This window comes from Rhizobium sp. LEGMi-198b, assembly GCF_054114205.1.
The window spans coordinates 151,571-169,290 of the sequence record NZ_JBSYVH010000003.1; the positions used below are offsets into that span (position 1 = coordinate 151,571).

Genomic DNA, 17,720 nt, shown 5'->3' on the forward strand with positions numbered 1-17,720 from the left:
CCGTTCCTCATCAACCTTCGCGATGCGAGGAGGCCGTCATGCATTTAAAAGACGCAACATTGTTCCGGCAGGCCGCATTGGTCGGTGGCGACTGGATCGAGGCAGGTGACAACGCAATCAAGGTCGACAATCCGGCGACCGGTGAGATCATCGGCCACGTTCCCAATCTGGGGGCTGCCGAGACCAAAAAGGCGATTGCCGCGGCCGAAGCTGCCCAGAAGGAATGGGCCGCCCGCACCGCCAAGGAACGCTCCGGCATCCTCAAGCGCTGGTTCGAGCTGATGATGGAAAACCAGGATGATCTCGGCCGCATCCTGACGGCCGAACAGGGCAAGCCGCTGCCCGAGGCCAAGGGCGAGATCGCCTATGGCGCCAGCTTCATCGAATGGTTTGCCGAAGAAGCCCGTCGCGTCTATGGCGACATCATTCCCGGCCACCAGAAGGACAAGCGCATTCTGGTGATGAAGCAGCCGATCGGCGTCGTTGCGGCGATCACTCCCTGGAACTTCCCGAATGCGATGATCACCCGCAAGGCCGGTCCTGCCTTTGCCGCCGGCTGCGCCATGGTGTTGAAGCCGGCCTCGCAGACGCCATTTTCGGCGATCGCGATTGCGGTCCTTGCCGAACGCGCCGGCCTGCCCAAGGGCTTGTTCAGTGTATTGACCGGCTCGGCCCGCGCCATCGGCGGCGAGATGACCGCAAGCCCCATCGTGCGCAAGCTCACCTTCACCGGCTCGACCGAAGTCGGCGCCGAGCTCTACAAGCAGAGCGCGCCGACTATCAAGAAACTCGGCCTGGAGCTCGGCGGCAATGCGCCCTTCATCGTCTTTGACGATGCCGATCTCGATGCGGCCGTCGAAGGCGCGTTGATCGCCAAGTTCCGCAACAACGGCCAGACCTGCGTCTGCGCCAACCGCCTCTATGTGCAGGACGGTGTCTATGATGCCTTTGCCGAAAAACTCTCCAAGGCGGTCGGCGCACTGAAGACCGGCAATGGTTTCGACGAAGGCATCAATCTCGGCCCGCTGATCGACGAAGCAGCCCTTGCCAAGGTCGAGGAGCATGTTGCCGATGCGCTTTCCAAGGGCGGCCGCGTCGTTGCCGGCGGTCATCGCCATCCGCTCGGCGGACGCTTCTATGAGGCGACGGTGCTTACCAATGTCACGCCGGCGATGGCTGTCGCCAAGGAAGAGACCTTCGGACCGGTGGCTCCGCTCTTCCGCTTCAAGGATGAGGCCGATGTCATTGCCCAGGCCAATGACACCGAATTCGGTCTTGCCTCCTATTTTTATGCCAAGGACCTCGCCCGCGTCTTCCGCGTCGCAGAAGCGCTCGAATACGGCATGGTCGGCGTCAATACCGGCCTGATCTCGACGGCCGAAGCCCCCTTCGGCGGCGTCAAACTCTCCGGCCTCGGCCGGGAGGGATCGCGCTACGGCATCGAGGAGTTCACCGAAATCAAATATGTCTGCCTCGGCGGCGTCGGCTGAGGCCAAGGAAGGCCCGAGATAAGCATGACCCATCCCAGCTTTAGTCTCACGGCGAGGCTGCAGCAATTGAAAGAGCCGGCTGCTCGCCGTGGAACATTGCGCAGGGGATGGCACAGCGCCGAGACAACGCAGTACCAAATAGGGAATGATATATGGACAGCGAAGAATTCCGTCATTGGTCTCGAAAAGTCGCCGACTGGGGCACCGATTATCGCGCGGGCCTGCGCGAGCGGCCGGTACGGGCGCAGACGAAGCCTGGCGACATCGCCCGGCAAATCGCTGATGCGGCACCGGAAGCGGGCGAGGCCATGGAGGCGATCTTTGCCGATTTCGAGCGCATCATTCCGGATGGTCTGACGCACTGGCAGCATCCTCGCTTCTTCGCCTATTTCCCGGCAAATGCCGCACCAGTCTCGGTGATCGCAGACTATCTCGTCACCTCCATCGCCGCGCAGTGCATGCTGTGGCAGACATCGCCGGCGGCGACGGAGCTTGAAACTCGCGTGGTCGACTGGCTGCGACAAGCTATGGGACTTCCGGATGGTTTTGCCGGTGTCATCCAGGATTCCGCCTCAACTGCGACGCTCGCAGCCGTGCTGGTGATGCGCGAAAAAGCTCTCGGCTGGAAGGGCAACAGCGACGGGCTTTCAGCGCACAAGGCCGTACGCGTCTATGCCTCCAAACAGGTGCACACCTCCATTGACCGGGCGATCTGGATAGCGGGCATCGGCGAGGCGAATCTCGTGCGCATTCCCACCAAGGGTCCGCTCAATGGCATGGACCCTGAAGCGCTCGATGCCGCGATCAAGGCCGACCTTGCCGCCGGCCATATTCCGGCCGGCGTCATCGCCTGCACGGGCGGTACCTCGATCGGCGCCTGCGACCCGATCCGCGCCGTTGCTGAAGTCGTGAAGGCGCACGGGCTCTACCTGCATGTCGATGCCGCCTGGGCCGGCTCCGCGATGATTTGCCCGGAGTTCCGCAGGCTTTGGGATGGTGTCGAGGCTGCGGACTCCATCGTCTTCAACCCTCACAAATGGCTCGGTGCCAATTTCGATTGCTCGGTACAGTTCATCCGCAGTCCGGAAGACCAGGTACGCACGCTCGCCATTCAGCCGGAATATTTGAAGACGCATGGCCATGACGGCATCATCGACTACTCCGAATGGTCCGTGCCGCTCGGCCGTCGTTTTCGCGCGCTGAAACTCTGGTTTCTCATGCGCTATCACGGGCTTGAAGGGCTGCGCACGATGATCCGCAACCATGTGGCCTGGTCGGAAGAACTGGCAAAACGACTTGCCGCCGAACCGGATTTCGAACTCGTTAGCGAACCGGTGCTCTCGCTCTTCTCCTTCCGCCACAAAGGCGGTGAGGACGTCGACCGGCACAATATTGCGCTGGTCAACGCCATCAACGACGATGGCCGCATCTATCTCACGCAAACACGCGTCGACGGGCGTATCGCTATTCGCTTCCAGGCAGGCCAGTTCGAGATGACCCGCGATGACGCCGACATGGCCTTCACGGTGATCACCGAGATTGCCCGCAGTTTGACATAGGAGACCATTTTGACCGAACGGCCCCGCCTCGCCAGCTTTTCTCACCACGGCACCCTGAAATATGGCCTCGTCAAGACCGATGGTGTCGTCGACCTCTCTGCTCGCCATGGCGCGACATGGCCGACGCTCCGCGAAGTTATCGAGGCCGGTCGCCTCGCTCAACTCGCCGAGGAAGCCAAAGCGCTGAAGCCGGATTTCGCGCTGGACGACATCCGCTTCGAAATTCCCATTCCGTCGCCGGAAAAGATCATTTGCGTCGGGGTCAACTTCCCCGATCGCAACGAGGAATACAAGGATGGGCAGGCGGCCCCTTCCAACCCTTCCCTCTTCATCCGCTTTCCGCGGTCGTTCACCGGGCACGATCAGCCCTTGATCCGACCGCCGGAAAGCCCGCAGCTAGACTATGAAGGCGAGATCGTCATCGTCATCGGCAAGGGTGGTCGCCGGATCGCCGAAGCCGACGCCTTCCCCCATATCGCGGCTTTGTCGCTCTGCAATGAAGGCACGATCCGCGACTGGGTGCGCCATGCGAAATTCAACGTCACCCAGGGCAAGAACTTCGATCGCACCGGCGCGATCGGGCCTTGGCTGATCCCCTTCACCGATGCAGCACAGCTTGAAGACATCGAGCTTAAGACCCGCGTCAATGGCGAAGTGCGCCAGAGCGACCACACGAGCCGGATGATCTTCTCCTTCCGCAAGATCATCAACTACATCTCTACCTTCACCACGCTCGTCCCCGGCGACGTCATCGTCACGGGCACGCCGACCGGCGCCGGCGCCCGCTTCGATCCGCCGATCTGGCTGAAACCCGGCGATGTCGTCGAAGTCGAAGCCGACGGCCTCGGTATCCTGAAGAACACGATCGCCGACGAGGTGCTCTGATGCTGTCCCATGACGAAATCCAGGCAGCCGCCGAAAGCCTCGATCAAGCCGAGCGAACCCGCGTCCAGACCGGTCTCCTCTCGCTCAAGCACCCGCAAATGACCATGGACGATTCCTATGCCGTCCAAAGCGCCTGGGTGCAAAAGAAGATTGCGAGCGGCCGCAAGCCGATCGGCTGGAAGATCGGGCTGACGTCGAAGGCGATGCAATATGCCCTCAACATCAATATTCCCGATTCCGGCGTGCTCTTCGACGATATGGTCTTCGAGGATGGTGCGACCGTACCGGCCGATCGCTTCATCCAGCCGCGCATCGAGGCCGAGATCGCCTTCGTGATGAAGGCGCCGCTCAAGGGGCCTGATATCTCGATCTTCGATGTGCTCAACGCTACCGACTACGTGACGCCTGCCCTCGAAATCCTGGATACCCGTATCCTCCGGGTCGATCCGGAGACGAAGAAGGCGCGCACCATCGTCGACACCATCTCCGACAACGCCGCCAATGCCGGCATCGTCACCGGTGGTCGCGCCGTGCGGCCGGACCAGATCGACATGCGCTGGATGGGCGCGATCGTCAGCCGCAATGCCGAGGTCGAGGAAACCGGCCTTGGCGCCGGCGTGCTCAACCAGCCCGCACGCGGCATCGCCTGGCTTGCCAATCGACTGTCGCAATATGGCGATGGCATCGAAGCCGGCCAGATCGTGCTTGCCGGCTCTTTCATTCGCCCGATCGAGGCGCGGCACGGCGACACGATCAATGCCGATTTCGGTCCCTACGGCTCGGTCAGCCTGTTCTTTGCGTGAAGGAGTGAAGCATGCCGGCGCCCAAGAATCTTTTCAAACAGGCCCTGAAGGAAGGGCGGGCGCAGATCGGCCTCTGGCAGGCGCTTGCCAATGCCTACACCGTCGAGATCTGCGCCGGCGCCGGATACGACTGGCTGCTGCTCGACGCCGAGCATGCGCCGAATGATGTGCCGCTTCTCGTCTCGCAATTGCAGGCGATGAAGGGCACTGCCAGCCATGCGGTGATCCGCCCGCCGATCGGCGAGACCTGGATCATCAAGCAGATGCTCGATATCGGCGCTCAGACCCTGCTGATCCCGATGGTCGACAGCAAGGAGATGGCCGAAGCCATGGTCAGGGCAGTGCGATATCCGCCGCATGGCGTGCGCGGTGTCGGTGCTGCCCTTGCCCGCGCTTCCGCCTTTAACCGTATTCCGGACTATCTGCCGACGGCGAATGACGAGATCTGTCTGCTCCTGCAGGTGGAAAACCGCGCCGGGCTTGCCGCGCTCGATGACATCGCCTCGACCGAGGGCGTCGATGGAATCTTCATCGGCCCCGCCGATCTCGCCGCTGATATGGGCTATCTCGGCAAGCCGGGCGCACCTGAAGTGCAGGCAGAAGTCGAAAAGGCGCTTGCGAAGATCCAGTCGCATGGCAAGGCGGCCGGCATCCTGATCGGCGACCTCTCGCTTGCGAAACGCTATCTCAAACTTGGCGCGACCTTCGTCGCGATCGGCAACGACGTCACCCTGCTTGCCAACGCAACCACCAAGCTCCTCGACGACTTCAAGAAGGCGGATGCCGCCAAGCCTCCGGCGGATGCAAAAGTCTACTGATTTCCCGAAGCCAACCTCCCCGGACATTGCACGTTTGGCTGCTTCCAATCGTGGGAATTCCCCGCGCGGGCTGCATTGTGCACGCTCAGTCAAAACAGACTGCAGAGCTGGACGCGACGCCTCCGGACACATCGGTCATCATGAGCCGGAAAGCCAGGAGGAGGAAACATGCGTTTCAAGAACAAGACCGCCTTGATCACCGGCGGCGGCACGGGCATCGGCGCGGCGGTCGCGCGCCGCATCCGGCAGGAAGGCGGCAACGTCGCGCTCGTAGGTCGCCGTCCTGAACCGCTTCGCGCCGTTGCCGAAGAGATCGGCGCTGCCGTCGTCGTGGCTGATGCGGCCGATAGCGCCGCCATGAAAGCGGCTGTCGAAAAGGTCGTGGAAACCTTCGGAGGCCTCGATATCCTCATTGCCAATGCCGGCGGTCACGGCGTTGGGCCGACGGTCAGCATGTCGGACGAAACATGGGACCTCGCCGTCCGCCTCAATCTCAACACCGCCTTCGTCAGCGCCCGTGAATCCCTGCCGCATCTCATCAGGAGCCGGGGCAACATCGTCGTTCTCGCCTCGATCGCCGGGCTCTTCGCCGGGCCGGATGCGGCGGGCTACGTCACCATGAAGCATGGCTGCATCGGCCTCGCGAAATCTCTGGCCCGCGACTATGGCCGCAAGGGCGTGCGCACCAACAGCGTCTGCCCCGGCTGGGTCACGACAGCCATGGCCGACGAGCAGATGGAATTCATCGTCGAGAAATACAAGCTGAGCAGCATCGAGGAGGCCTACGCGCTCGTCACCAAGGACGTACCGCTTGGCCGGCCGGCGACCGCCGAGGATGTCGCCAATGCCGTCTGCTTCCTGGCTTCGGGCGAAGCATCGATGATCAATGGGGCGGTCCTAACCGTCGACGGCGGCGCCGGCACGGTCGATCTACCGACCTTGGCATTTGCAGAATAACAGGGAGGAGACACTGATGAACCAGAATCCCAAGGACTGGAAAACCTACGACGAATTCGCCTATGGCATCGATACGAACCGGCTGCCTGCAACGGAAGCTCTGACCGGCTCTTCTCACAGGATCTCGTTCGACGATGGTCGCACGCTTGAGCTTGCCTTCGCCAAGAGTGAAGTCAAATGGTCCGATGGCAAGGACGGTGGCACCGATCTATCTGAGGTGATCGAAGTCGCGCCGAAGACCTATTTCGTCGAGATCATCTTTGCCGGTCGCCCCAAGGAGGCCGAGACGCTGATCCTCAACACTGAAACGCGCCGCGCGCTTTCCATCTACTCCATCGTTCGCGATCTCCAGGATTCTGTCGGCGAGCCGCAGGTCGCGCAGATCTTCCGACCCGGTGTCATCGAGGGCGGTGCGGCGAGCGGGCCGGTGCCGCATGAGAGCCGCGATCTGATCGGGCTGAGGGCACATTTCACCTACAGTCCCAACCACGTCTACGAGCACACCTATCTCTCGTCTCAGCGCTATGCTTGGCAATGCCTCGTCGGCGTGCAGCGCGGCCACGGCGACGTTGATCTCACCACGACCTATAAGTTCGACGACAACCTCTACATCTTCACTTTCCGCGAATTCAAGATCGCGGTCGCATCCACTTTCTTCTATAATTTCAATGATATGCGTTCGACAGGCAAATTCCTTGGCATTACCGGCGACGGCCGCATCCAGAACAGCCCGGCCGGCGCCTTCATTCGCAAGGCGTCGATGACCTATTACCTGCCCGGCCAAGAACCTGTGTGAGGACGCCATGCGCAAAGCATTCGATATCGTAAAGGCGCATTACGACGCCAACGACCGCCGCGACGTGGATGGCATGCTCGCCGACATCGCCTCCGATTGCCGCTGGACGGAGATGGATGGCTTTCCCTGCGCCGGCACCTATGTCGGCCCACAGGAAATCTTCAAGAACGTCTTTCAGGCGCTCGGGCAGACCTTCGACGGATACACCTTCACGCTCGAACGTCTTCTCGACGCCGGTGACGAGGTCGTTGCCGTCGGAGGTTATAGCGGCACGAACAAGCAGACCGGAAAGGCCTTCAAAGCCCGTGTCGTGCATGTCTGGGGCGTGGTGGGAGGCAAGATCCGGCGTTTCGAGCAGTTCACGGATACGCTGAGAGTGGCCGAATCCATGCGATGAGGAACAAGGTGGCTCGGCTTTGGCCGGGCCACCTTATCCGTCTAGGACATCCTGGCCTTGCGCCATTGTGACGGCGAAACACCGTAGCGATGGCGGAACGCGCGCGAAAAATGCGCGCTGGAGGAAAAGCCGAGAGCAAAGGCAATCTCGGATATTTCTCCCGCATAGCCGTCGGCGTCCTGCAACTGTGCCGCAGCTTTCTGCACGCGCAGATCCCAGATGTAATCCGAAGGAGTCAGGCACTCGACCTCGAATGCACGGTAGACGTAACGTACCGAGCAGCCCATGCGGCGCGCGATCATCGTTACCGTCAGATCCGGCCATTCGAGATTGATATCGATGAAATCCTTGATCCGCTGCAGCAGCACACCCAGCGGATTGGCAACCGGCCTAGCCTGTTGCTGATCGGCGCCAATCATGGTGCGCACGAGCTCGATCATGGTCTGGCCGACACTCGAACGCCGAGCCTCGTCAAGATGATCGATCTCATGGAAGGTCGAGTCCATGAGCGAGAGCAAAATTCGGCACATGCCGTCTTGCTCGGCATGGACAGTGAAAGGCTGTGCCAATCGTTCCACGGCCGCATGGGGCAGCGCGTGGCGCGGCAATTGCAACAGCAATTGGCGAACCGGCGTGCTGTTCGTCAGCATATAGGGGTGGCTGGGGTCGTAGATGACAAGCGCATTCCGCGAGACCGGGGCATGCAATCCGCCCTGTGCGAGCGAGGCGCTGCCTTCCGTCTGCACGATCAGCTTGATCGCGTCAGGATTATCAGGTGCCGCCATCACACAATCGCCGAACACGACATGCCGATCCGCCTCCAGCCGTGTCAGCCGGCAAGTGCCCAACATGGCCGAGATCAGCCGGCTCTTTTCTTCATCTGCGGTGCCGAAATCGAGCCGGACATTGCCGAAGAGATTGCGTGCCAGCCCCGCAAACGCTCGACCGCTGGCGCTGTCGACATGCCGATGAAGTGCTGCGGCCATGATTGCTGTCCCCAAAAAGGCGAGATATTTTCGTCGCTTCAGCTTGCCAGATAAGCGCCATGCAGAATGTCCGGCTGGGCCTTGAGCGTCGCGGCGGTGCCGGAAAAGACGAGGCGCCCGCGCTCCAAAACAAGAGCCTGATCGGCCAGATCGAGCGCGAGATTGGCAAACTGCTCGATCAGCAGGACGCCGATGCCGCGGCGGGCGGCGATTTTCAGCGCCTCGGCAAGCCGCTTGACGACGGCCGGTGCCAGGCCGAGCGATAGTTCGTCGACGATCATGAAACGGGGTTTGGCAATGAAGGCCTGCGCCATAGCCACCATCTGCTTCTGACCGCCGGAAAGATCCGACGCCGACTGGCGCCGCCGCTCCGAAAGTTCCGGAAAGATTTCATAGGCATGCGCCAGACCTTCCCGCCGCGCAGCAGCCGATCCCTCAAGCGCCGCCACGAGAATATTGTCCTCCACGGAAAGCTGCCCGAGTACGCGATGCCCTTCCGGCACGAGCGCAAGACCAGCCCGGCGAATGCGGTCGGGCGAAAACCCTTCGAACGCTGTGATGCCCAGGCGCACGGAACCGCCACGCGGCAGGACGCCCGCCATGGCCATGACCGTGCTCGACTTGCCGGACCCGTTGGCGCCAAGCAACGTCGTGATCTTCCCGGCCGCGACCGAAAAGGAAACGTCATGAATGACGCGCTTGCCGCCGCGCTCGACGACGAGATTTTCGACGCTGACTTCGGATGTGATGTCCATGTCAGAACTCCCCCAGATAGGCGCGCCGGACATTCGGATCGGCCAGCACGGTCTGCGTTGGGCCGAGCGCCAGGAGCTTGCCGTAATCGAGCACCATGGTTTCGCCGCACATGGACCGGATGAGATCGACGTCATGGTCGATGATCAGCACCTGCGCCCGGAACTCCGCCGGAATGCGCAGCACCATTTCGCGAAAGGCCTTGCCTTCCTCTTCTGTCAGACCCGCGGCCGGTTCATCGAGCAGAATGAGTTTCGGCTCGCCGACCACGCATTTTGCCAGCTCGACGAGGCGGCGCTGGAAAAGATTGAGGGATTGGCCGAGCCGATCGGCAACATCCGTTAGGCCGACAAAGGTAAGAGCCTGGTCGATCGCACGGGCATGATACCCGGTGCTAACGACATGATCGGCGATTGCGGCGATGTTACCGGCAACTGTCAGATCCTCAACCACCTGCTCCGTCTGGAATGAACGGCGCAAGCCGGCACGCACCCGCTGCAGTGGCGTCAGCGGCAGCAACGCCCGCTCGCCAAGCGAGACTGTGCCGTGGATGGGTTTCACGAACCCGGAGAGTACGTTGAGCAACGTCGTCTTGCCCGCACCATTCGGGCCGATGAGGCCGGCGACAGGCGCCGTCAGCATGGCGCTGAGTTCATTGATCGGCCTGATACCACCGAATTGGACGATGAGATTGTCGATCTTGATCATCGTGCCCTCCCCCGGGAAAGAGCGGCATTCAGCCGGGCAATAAGAGCCGATATCTGACCGGCAACGCCCGTCGGCGCGGTCGCGAGGGCATGGAACAAGGCGACGCCGAAGATCCCGATCGTGACATAACCGTCAATGCCGAGATCGGTGAGCAACGCTGGCACGGCACGCAGCAGCAGGCCCGCAATGACGGCGCCGTACCAATTGAAGACACCGCCGACGATGGCAAGGGCGAAGAGATTGAGGCTTTCGAAGGCGCCGAAGGCGCGCCCGTCGAGCTGACCGACATTGCCCGCCAGCAAACCGCCAGCAAGGCCGGCGAGAAAGCCGCTCAATGCGAATGCCCAGGCCTTGTAGATCAGCACATTGACGCCGCTTGCAACAGCAACCGTCTCGCCCTTGCGGATAAGCGCCCAAGCGCGGCCGGGACGGGCGAGCTTATGCCACTGCGCGATCAAAAGGCCGATTGCCGCTACCGCACAGACATAGAGGAAATAGGAGACTTCTCCATCGGCGATTGCCGGCCTTGCCAGCATCGCGCGGCCAGAACCATCCGCCCGGCCCAGGAAACCGAGGCCGCCATCGGGGAAGCCCCAGGCACTGATGACGATCTGGAAGGCGCCGGCCAGCATCAGCGTCACGAGCGCGAGATAGAGGCCACGCAGGCGCAGTGCCGGCACACCGAATGCCAGTCCCACCACCGAAGCGACGACACCGCCCGCAAGCAGGCTGACTTCGAAGGGCGGATGAAAAGCGTGCCCGACGCGAAGCGTCACCCAGCCGCCGACACCGACAAGCGCGAATTGGCAAAGGGAGACAAGACCAAGCTGACCATAAAGAATAGCGAGCCCGGCAACCGAGAGCGAGAGTGCGATGGCAGAGGTTGCGGCGGACAGCCAGAAGGAATTGGCAAGGCAGGCGACGAGGATCGAAAGGGCCAACATCGTCACGGGCACATGAAGAAGCTGCTTGGGCAGGCGCACCATCGATATGCCTTCGGCGGTTGGGTCAATTGTTTGCTGCTGAATGCTCATCGATCCTTCAACGCGACTTTCGCGGTGCCTCCCAGGATGGTGACTGCGATAAGCGCGATGACAAACGGTGCCGCTGCGCGATAGGGCGATATCCAGGCGATCGGCGTCAGCACGGCTTCGGCGATGCCGATCAGAATGCCAGCAACGGCCGTTTGCCACAGCGACTGCAACTGGCCGAGGATCGCAGCCGCGATTGCGGGTATGACCAGCAAAGTCAGAAAGGTTCCCTGCAGCCGGACGAGATCGGCCAGCAACAGGCCGGCAAAGCCCGAGAAGATGCCGGTCATGATCCAGGCAGCGGTCTCCGTGTAGAGGATGCGCACGCCGAGGACGGCGCTGAGATCGCGATCATTGGCAAGCGCGCGCATATCGAGGCCCAGGCGCGTGCGGGTCAAAAGCAGCGTAATGGCAACGACCATGACGACGGCGAGGATGATGGCGATGATGCGCGTGAAGGTGAGGCGCACAGCGAAAAGCGACACGAACATCTGGTCGGTCGGAAACTGCAGGCGACGCGGCAACTCGCCCCAGATGACGCCCATAATCGCGATCAGGATCAGCGCAGGCGCCAAGGTGCCGACGGCGCGCACGACGATATCGCGATGCGACAGCATGGGCGCGAATATCCGGCCATAGAGAAAGCTGATCGCCGTCGAGACGGCAACGGCGGTGAGGATGGCGACGGCGAGCGGCATCTTCCACTCCAGCAATTGCCAGGCGCAATGCGCACCGATAGCGCCGATGGCACCGAATGCGAAGTTGAGTACGCCGGTCGCCCGAAACAGGACGACAAGTCCGACGCCGGACAGCGCATAGACGGCGCCAATGCCCAGTCCGGAAATGACGAAGGGTAGAAGGTTCATGGATCGATCCTCTACGGCGCAGCGCGTCTTTCCAGACGCGCAAAGGACGCCGTAACACTTTAGATCAACGCATCGAGTTTTCCGAAAATCGATCCCGATTTTCGGGCCGATGCGTGGGGTCGTTCGGCCCCGCGGTTTTGCCGCGGAACCGATGGCAAGCGTCAGGGCTCAGTTGATGCCGGCGGACTTTTCGAAGGCGCGGATGTCCTTCAGCTCCGGATCGGGCGAGGGTGCGCAATCGGAGACGACCTTCCACTTTCCGCCCTCGGCAACGGCCATGCGCGTCGTCGAATTGGCGTTGTGGCGCGGCTGGCCATCGCCGAAGTACCAGGGAGCGCAGAAGATATCGCTCTTGAAGTCCTTGATCCGGCGCACGGCGGCAGAGGCGGTCTCGCGATCGATCTTGCCTGGATCGAGCGTCATCAGCGCCTTTTCGGTGATACGCGCCGCGAGATAACCGGCCTGGGCAAAGGTGTCGCGCGGGTCCGACTTCTGGCCGTACTGGTCCATGACGGCGAGCCAGTTCTGATTGTCCGGCGTCGTTGCCTCGAGATCATTGAATTCCATGTTGACATAAAACTTGCCGTTCCAACCCGAGCCGATGGTCGATGGAACCGAAAGATCATAGGCAGAGGCGGCGCTGAGGAAGGTGATCGTCTGATTGAGGCCCTGCTCTTCGGCAGCCGTCAGCAGCGGCACGGTCACGCCCTTCGACAGGCCGAGCACGATGACATCAGGCTTGCTCGAAGCCGCCTGCAGGATGATCGACGTGGCGTCGGCCGAGCCCGGATCCATCAGGATCGTCTGCGCGGCAAAACCCTTTTCCTTGGCGAGCAGCATCACGCCGTCGCAGGACCAGGTGCCGACATTCGGAATGTTCGGGCCGATGCAGACGACCGACTTGGCATTCAGCTTGTCGAGCGCATAGCCCATCGCGCCGAGCATAGAGACGCGCGGTCCGGCATTGGTCGGCGCATAATTTTCAGCAAAATAGCACTCACGCGGCACGCCGACGCCGGCGACGACAAGAATGCCCGATTTCTTGTAGAAATCGGCGTTCGCACCGCACTCGACATAGCTGGAATTGCCGACCATCAGCACGGCCTTCTGGTCGTTGACGAGCTTTGCCGCCAGTTGCGCGGCGATCTCCGGGTTCCACTGATCGTCCTCGACCAGATATTTAACCGGTCGGCCCTTGATGCCGCCATTGGCGTTCAGGCAATCGAAATAGGCCTTCGCCGCCTTGGTGGAATTGGAAAAATCGTCGGGTCCGGTCTTGCCGGTGATGGCGCCGATGACGATCGGCTCGCCCGTTGCCGGCTTGCCGCTATTATCGCCGCAGGATGCGGCCGCATGCGCGCTGAACGCAGAAACCAGCGTCAGCAAAAGGCCGATTGCCAGCCCTCTCAGATTGATAGGCATTGTCTCCTCCAGTTTGTTGTCCCGCTCCCCACGGGCTCTTTGCTTCCCCAATTTCCGGCTCAGCCGGAAATCGCCTTTCCTGTCATGAAGGCAGCAGCCTTTACCGCGATCATCATCGTCGGGGCATTGGTGTTGCCCGACACAAGGGTCGGCATGACCGAGGCATCACAGACGCGCAGCCCCTCGATCCCACGCACCTTCAGGTCCGGCCCGACAACGGCCATGCGATCGTCCGCCCGGCCCATGAGCGCCGTTCCAGCCGGATGGAACACGGTCTTGCAGGATTGACGGATGTAATCGCGCAGTGCTTCGGGATCCTTCTCGACCCCCGGCTTCGGCAGCACCCGGCGCTTGACCAGCTTGGCAAGGGCCGGCGCATCGAGAATGCGGATCGCCGTTTCGACACCACGCACCAAAGTTTCAAGATCGGCGGGATCGGAAAGCAGATTGGCGTTGAAATCCGTCTGCTCGTTCGGATTGGCGCTCTTCAGCCGTATCCAACCGCGCGAGCGCGGCCGCAGATAACATGGTCCGATGCTGAGGCCGTGACCTGGCTCCGGATCGCGGTCGACGAAGCCGATCAGGACCGGCAGAACGTGGAACTGCACATCCGGCTGCCCTGTGCCGGCGGTGTCGACGAAACCGCCGCACTCGACGACGTTCGACGACAACAGCCCACGATGCGAGGTCAGATAGCGCAGCATGTGACCGGCAGCCCGAAGGCCCTTGTCATGACCGAGGATCGAAATCGGCTCCCGCGTCTCACCCTGCACCGGAACTTCCAGATGATCCTGATAATTGCTCCCTACACCGGGCAGGTCCGCCACGACCTTGATGCCGAGTGAGGAGAGATGCCCGCCATCGCCGATGCCGGACAATTGCAGGATCTTCGGCGTTGCGATGGCGCCGGCGGTGAGCGCGATCTCGCGGGATGCCTTGAATATCGTACCGTCGAGCAGCTCGACGCCGACGGCCTTCTGCCCCTCGAACAGGATGCGGGCGACCTTGCGCTCCGTCAGCACGGTCAGGTTCGGCCGCTTCTCCGCCTCGCGTAGGAAGGCTTGGGCCGAACTCCAGCGTCGGCCGCCATAGGTCGTGCTTTGGTAGAAGCCGACGCCGGCCTGATCCGCGCCGTTGAAATCGTTATTATGAGGAATGCCGATCTCAGTCGCCGCCTTGACGAAGGCCTCGCTTAGCGGATGGCGGTGGCGGGGATCGGAAACGCGCAAGCTGCCCTTGCTGCCGTGGTATTCGCCGTTCAGCCGCTCGTTGTTTTCCAGCGAGCGGAAGGCCGGAAGCACATCCTCGTAGGACCAGCCCTGGCAGCCCATCTGCGACCAGGTATCGTAGTCGTTGCGATGGCCGCGAATATAGATCATCGCATTCACCGAGCTGCCGCCACCCAGCACATTGCCTTGCGGCACGATGCTCGGCCGGCCATTCAAACCCTTGTCAGGGTTCGAGGCATAGGGATGAATATCGATGCCCTTGCCCAGCACCTTGAAGAAGGTCGCGGGGATATGGATCCAGGGATCGGAATCCCGACGCCCGGACTCGATCAGCAGCACCTTATGCGCCGGATTTTCCGAAAGCCGATTTGCCAGCACGCAGCCCGAAGAGCCGCCACCGACGATGATATAATCGTAAGTCGTCATGGCTCAGCTCAACACCGTCTGGATTGTCGTGAATTCCTTCAGTCCTTCCACGCCGAACTCGACGCCGATGCCGGACTGCTTCACGCCGCCGAAAGGTGCGTTCGGCTGGATCGTGCCGTGCTTGTTGATCCAGACCGAACCGCATTCGAGCTGCACGGCATAGCGCTTCGCCTTCTCCGCATCGGAGGACCAGACGGAACCGCCGAGACCGGCCGGGTTCTGATTGGCGCGGGCGACGACCTCGTCGATGTCGCTGTAGCGGATGATCGGCAGGGCCGGACCGAATTGCTCCTCATCGACCAGCCGCACGCCATGGTCGACATCGGCAACGAGCGTGATCGGATAGAAATAGCCCGGGCGATCCATTGGCGCACCGCCGGTCAGGATGCGGCCGCCACGGGCACGCGCATCCTCGACCAGTTCGCGCACCTTGTTGAATTGCATCTCGTTCTGTATCGGCCCAAGGATGCTCGCTTCGTCCAGGCCATCACCGACGACGATCTTGGAAGCGTAATCAGCAAGGCCGTGGCAGACCTCTTCATAGATGCTGTCGTGCACATAGAGACGCTTCAGCGCCGCGCAGGTCTGACCGTTATTGATGAAGGCGCCCCAGAAGAGACCTTCGACGATAGCCTTGGGATCGGCATCGGGCAGGACGATGCCGGCATCATTGCCGCCGAGCTCCAGCGTCAGCCGCTTCAGGGTCGCGACTGCCGAGGCCATGACCTTCTTGCCAGTTTCCGTCGAGCCGGTGAAGATCATCTTGGCGACGCCCGGATGGGCGGAAAGCGCTGCGCCGATGCTGTTTTCGCCGGTGATGACGTTGACGACACCACGCGGCAGGACCTCATTCATGATCTCGACGAGGCGGATCGTCGAAAGCGGCGTCAGGGGCGACGGCTTGATGACGACGGTATTGCCGGCACGCACGGCCGGAACGATATGCCAGCAAGCGATCATCACGGGCCAGTTCCAGGGCGTGATCGAACCGACGACGCCGATCGGCTTGCGATGCAGCTCGACACGACCTTCATTATCGTCCTGCAGAATCTCGACCGGCAGGTCGAGTTCGGCGGTATGGCGGGTCCAGGCGAGCGCAGCACCGATCTCGAAGCGCGAGCCGAGACCATTGAGCGGCTTGCCCTGCTCCCGCGTGAGGATCTGGGCAAGTTCCTCGGCATGTTCGTCGATCTTCTCCGCCATGTCGCGGCAAGCCTTGGCGCGCTCTTCGCTCGAAACTTGCGACCACGTCTTGAAGGCGGTGGCGGCGGCCGCAACGGCCTGATCGAGATCTGCTTCGCCGGCAAGCGGCATATGACCGACCACCTCGCCATTCGACGGATTTGCGACCGGTGCATGATGGGACGTGGCAACAGGTTCGCCACCGATAAGCAGGGTATACTGCTTCACGACATTCTCCTCCCGTGACTTTCGGGAGGACTATGGCCGTTGCCCCAAAACTCGTCTTGGGGAGAAACGCGCCTCGTCTTGGACTGGAGCGCAGAGTACGCCTCAGTCCAATTTATAGGCGGGTTCGGCAGAGCGAAGCAATTCGCTCGGCGCACAATCGAATAGCTCTTTGAAGCTCCGATTGAAATAGGAAATGTCGTTGAATCCGGCCGAATAGGCGACTTCGGCGATGGTCGTCTGGTTGCGCTGCTCCTTGAGCTGCTCGATCTTTTCGCGTGCGAAGCGCAGCCGCTTGTCGCGGATGACGGTCGTGCAAGTCATGCCCATGCCCTGGAAATCCTGTTGCAGGGTGCGGATCGACACGCCAAGCCTTGTCGCGAGCCACTTGGCATTCAGATCGCTGTCGGTCAGATGCTTGTCGATGAGAATATCGACCATTTGCATACGTTTGCTGGCGCTATCGTGCAGCGAATTCAGGCTCGCCGTCTGAATACCCGTCGACAGAAACGCCTGGCGCGTCGTATCGAACATGAGTTGGCGAAGGAACGGTGAGGCTGCTTCGTTGTCCGGCGTCGTCATCATCTTGGCGATCAGCGCGCGCAGCATCATCGCCATCGGATCGGAAGCAATCAGTTTCCGCGCCACATCGAAATCGATCCTGCTGTCCGAATACATCAATTGCCGCGGCAGGTGCAGGGACAGATGATTGGAGAAATGGCCGCGGAAATAGAATGTCGTCGGTCGCGTGGAGTCCACGAGAATACATTCGCCGACATCGAGGATGTTCTGTTGGCCGGAATGTTCCACCCCGCAGGCACCTTCGAGCTGCAGGATCAGGAACAGATGCTCGTTGGCATCGCGGCGAATATCGTCCCAATCGCGGTGAACATAGTCGAGATCATTTGAAACATGGGCGAACTCCATGCCGCACACGTCGATCCGGCTCGCCGTGCCGACCACCCTGTCGCCGCGGCTCATCGTATGCGCGTTGAAATTCCCACAGATGCTTTGAAGCTCATCCACCCATTGATCGTAAGGCGTCGGTGACCAAGCCCGATCCACGAGGCTGCGGTTCTGCAACAGGTCCAACTCTGCCTCCCAACAGTGTCAGCATGGTTTGAGACTGCAGCAGCCCAGGCAGATCGTCAACTATTTATTTAACACATTAATTAAGGGAGCCTGTG

Annotated in this window: 17 protein-coding genes; 8 read left to right on the plus strand and 9 right to left on the minus strand. The window is 61.4% G+C overall.

Going from position 1 to position 17,720, the window contains the following annotated elements:
• Positions 1–38: 38 nt before the first annotated feature.
• The 8 genes from gabD to ACXHXG_RS13655 all read left to right on the plus strand — a co-directional run bounded on the left by gabD (position 39) and on the right by ACXHXG_RS13655 (position 7,705).
• A complete protein-coding gene (gabD, locus tag ACXHXG_RS13620; protein WP_457899597.1) occupies positions 39–1,490 on the plus strand; it encodes an NADP-dependent succinate-semialdehyde dehydrogenase in 1,452 nt (483 codons plus the stop codon).
• 152 nt (positions 1,491–1,642) lie between these two features.
• Positions 1,643–3,049: a pyridoxal phosphate-dependent decarboxylase family protein gene (locus ACXHXG_RS13625; RefSeq protein ID WP_457899598.1), complete on the plus strand. Its 1,407-nt coding sequence runs from the start codon at positions 1,643–1,645 to the stop codon at positions 3,047–3,049.
• Between the two features lie 54 nt (positions 3,050–3,103).
• Entirely contained in the window at positions 3,104–3,934 is an 831-nt protein-coding gene (locus ACXHXG_RS13630) for a fumarylacetoacetate hydrolase family protein (RefSeq protein WP_457900003.1), read from the plus strand.
• On the plus strand, positions 3,934–4,737 hold the full coding sequence (hpaH, locus tag ACXHXG_RS13635; RefSeq protein WP_457899599.1) for a 2-oxo-hept-4-ene-1,7-dioate hydratase: 804 nt from the start codon (positions 3,934–3,936) through the stop codon (positions 4,735–4,737). Before ACXHXG_RS13630 ends, hpaH begins: the two co-directional genes overlap by 1 nt.
• Positions 4,738–4,748: 11 nt before the next feature.
• On the plus strand, positions 4,749–5,555 hold the full coding sequence (hpaI, locus tag ACXHXG_RS13640; RefSeq protein WP_457899600.1) for a 4-hydroxy-2-oxoheptanedioate aldolase: 807 nt from the start codon (positions 4,749–4,751) through the stop codon (positions 5,553–5,555).
• 168 nt (positions 5,556–5,723) lie between these two features.
• On the plus strand, positions 5,724–6,512 hold the full coding sequence (locus ACXHXG_RS13645) for an SDR family NAD(P)-dependent oxidoreductase (protein ID WP_285169672.1): 789 nt from the start codon (positions 5,724–5,726) through the stop codon (positions 6,510–6,512).
• A gap of 16 nt (positions 6,513–6,528) precedes the next feature.
• Positions 6,529–7,308, plus strand: coding sequence for a MoaF C-terminal domain-containing protein (locus ACXHXG_RS13650; RefSeq protein WP_104826033.1), 780 nt, complete (start codon positions 6,529–6,531; stop codon positions 7,306–7,308).
• Positions 7,309–7,315: 7 nt separating this feature from the next.
• Positions 7,316–7,705, plus strand: coding sequence for a nuclear transport factor 2 family protein (locus ACXHXG_RS13655; protein ID WP_104826032.1), 390 nt, complete (start codon positions 7,316–7,318; stop codon positions 7,703–7,705).
• A 41-nt stretch (positions 7,706–7,746) separates the two neighbouring features.
• Here the strand turns inward: ACXHXG_RS13655 and ACXHXG_RS13660 are convergent, their stop codons facing one another.
• The 9 genes from ACXHXG_RS13660 to ACXHXG_RS13700 form a co-directional block, all read right to left on the minus strand.
• On the minus strand, positions 7,747–8,691 hold the full coding sequence (locus tag ACXHXG_RS13660; RefSeq protein ID WP_457899601.1) for an AraC-like ligand-binding domain-containing protein: 945 nt from the start codon (positions 8,689–8,691) through the stop codon (positions 7,747–7,749).
• Positions 8,692–8,729: 38 nt separating this feature from the next.
• The gene (locus ACXHXG_RS13665) at positions 8,730–9,446 is read right to left on the minus strand and encodes an ABC transporter ATP-binding protein (RefSeq protein WP_283053114.1); all 717 of its coding nucleotides are present in this window, start codon (positions 9,444–9,446) and stop codon (positions 8,730–8,732) included.
• A gap of 1 nt (position 9,447) precedes the next feature.
• On the minus strand, positions 9,448–10,152 hold the full coding sequence (locus tag ACXHXG_RS13670; RefSeq protein WP_283053112.1) for an ABC transporter ATP-binding protein: 705 nt from the start codon (positions 10,150–10,152) through the stop codon (positions 9,448–9,450).
• On the minus strand, positions 10,149–11,186 hold the full coding sequence (locus ACXHXG_RS13675; RefSeq protein ID WP_457899602.1) for a branched-chain amino acid ABC transporter permease: 1,038 nt from the start codon (positions 11,184–11,186) through the stop codon (positions 10,149–10,151). The genes ACXHXG_RS13670 and ACXHXG_RS13675 overlap by 4 nt, the downstream gene beginning before the upstream one ends.
• Positions 11,183–12,049: a branched-chain amino acid ABC transporter permease gene (locus tag ACXHXG_RS13680; protein ID WP_457899603.1), complete on the minus strand. Its 867-nt coding sequence runs from the start codon at positions 12,047–12,049 to the stop codon at positions 11,183–11,185. The genes ACXHXG_RS13675 and ACXHXG_RS13680 overlap by 4 nt, the downstream gene beginning before the upstream one ends.
• A 168-nt stretch (positions 12,050–12,217) precedes the next feature.
• Complete coding sequence (locus ACXHXG_RS13685; RefSeq protein WP_457899604.1) at positions 12,218–13,471, minus strand: ABC transporter substrate-binding protein; 1,254 nt, start codon at positions 13,469–13,471, stop codon at positions 12,218–12,220.
• A 59-nt stretch (positions 13,472–13,530) separates the two neighbouring features.
• Positions 13,531–15,126 (minus strand): GMC family oxidoreductase, encoded by a 1,596-nt coding sequence (locus tag ACXHXG_RS13690; RefSeq protein WP_457899605.1) that lies wholly within the window; start codon positions 15,124–15,126, stop codon positions 13,531–13,533.
• 3 nt (positions 15,127–15,129) lie between these two features.
• Positions 15,130–16,536, minus strand: a complete 1,407-nt coding sequence (locus ACXHXG_RS13695; protein WP_283053104.1) for an aldehyde dehydrogenase family protein — start codon at positions 16,534–16,536, stop codon at positions 15,130–15,132.
• Between the two features lie 102 nt (positions 16,537–16,638).
• Positions 16,639–17,625, minus strand: coding sequence for a helix-turn-helix domain-containing protein (locus ACXHXG_RS13700; protein WP_457899606.1), 987 nt, complete (start codon positions 17,623–17,625; stop codon positions 16,639–16,641).
• Between the last annotated feature and the right edge of the window lie 95 nt (positions 17,626–17,720).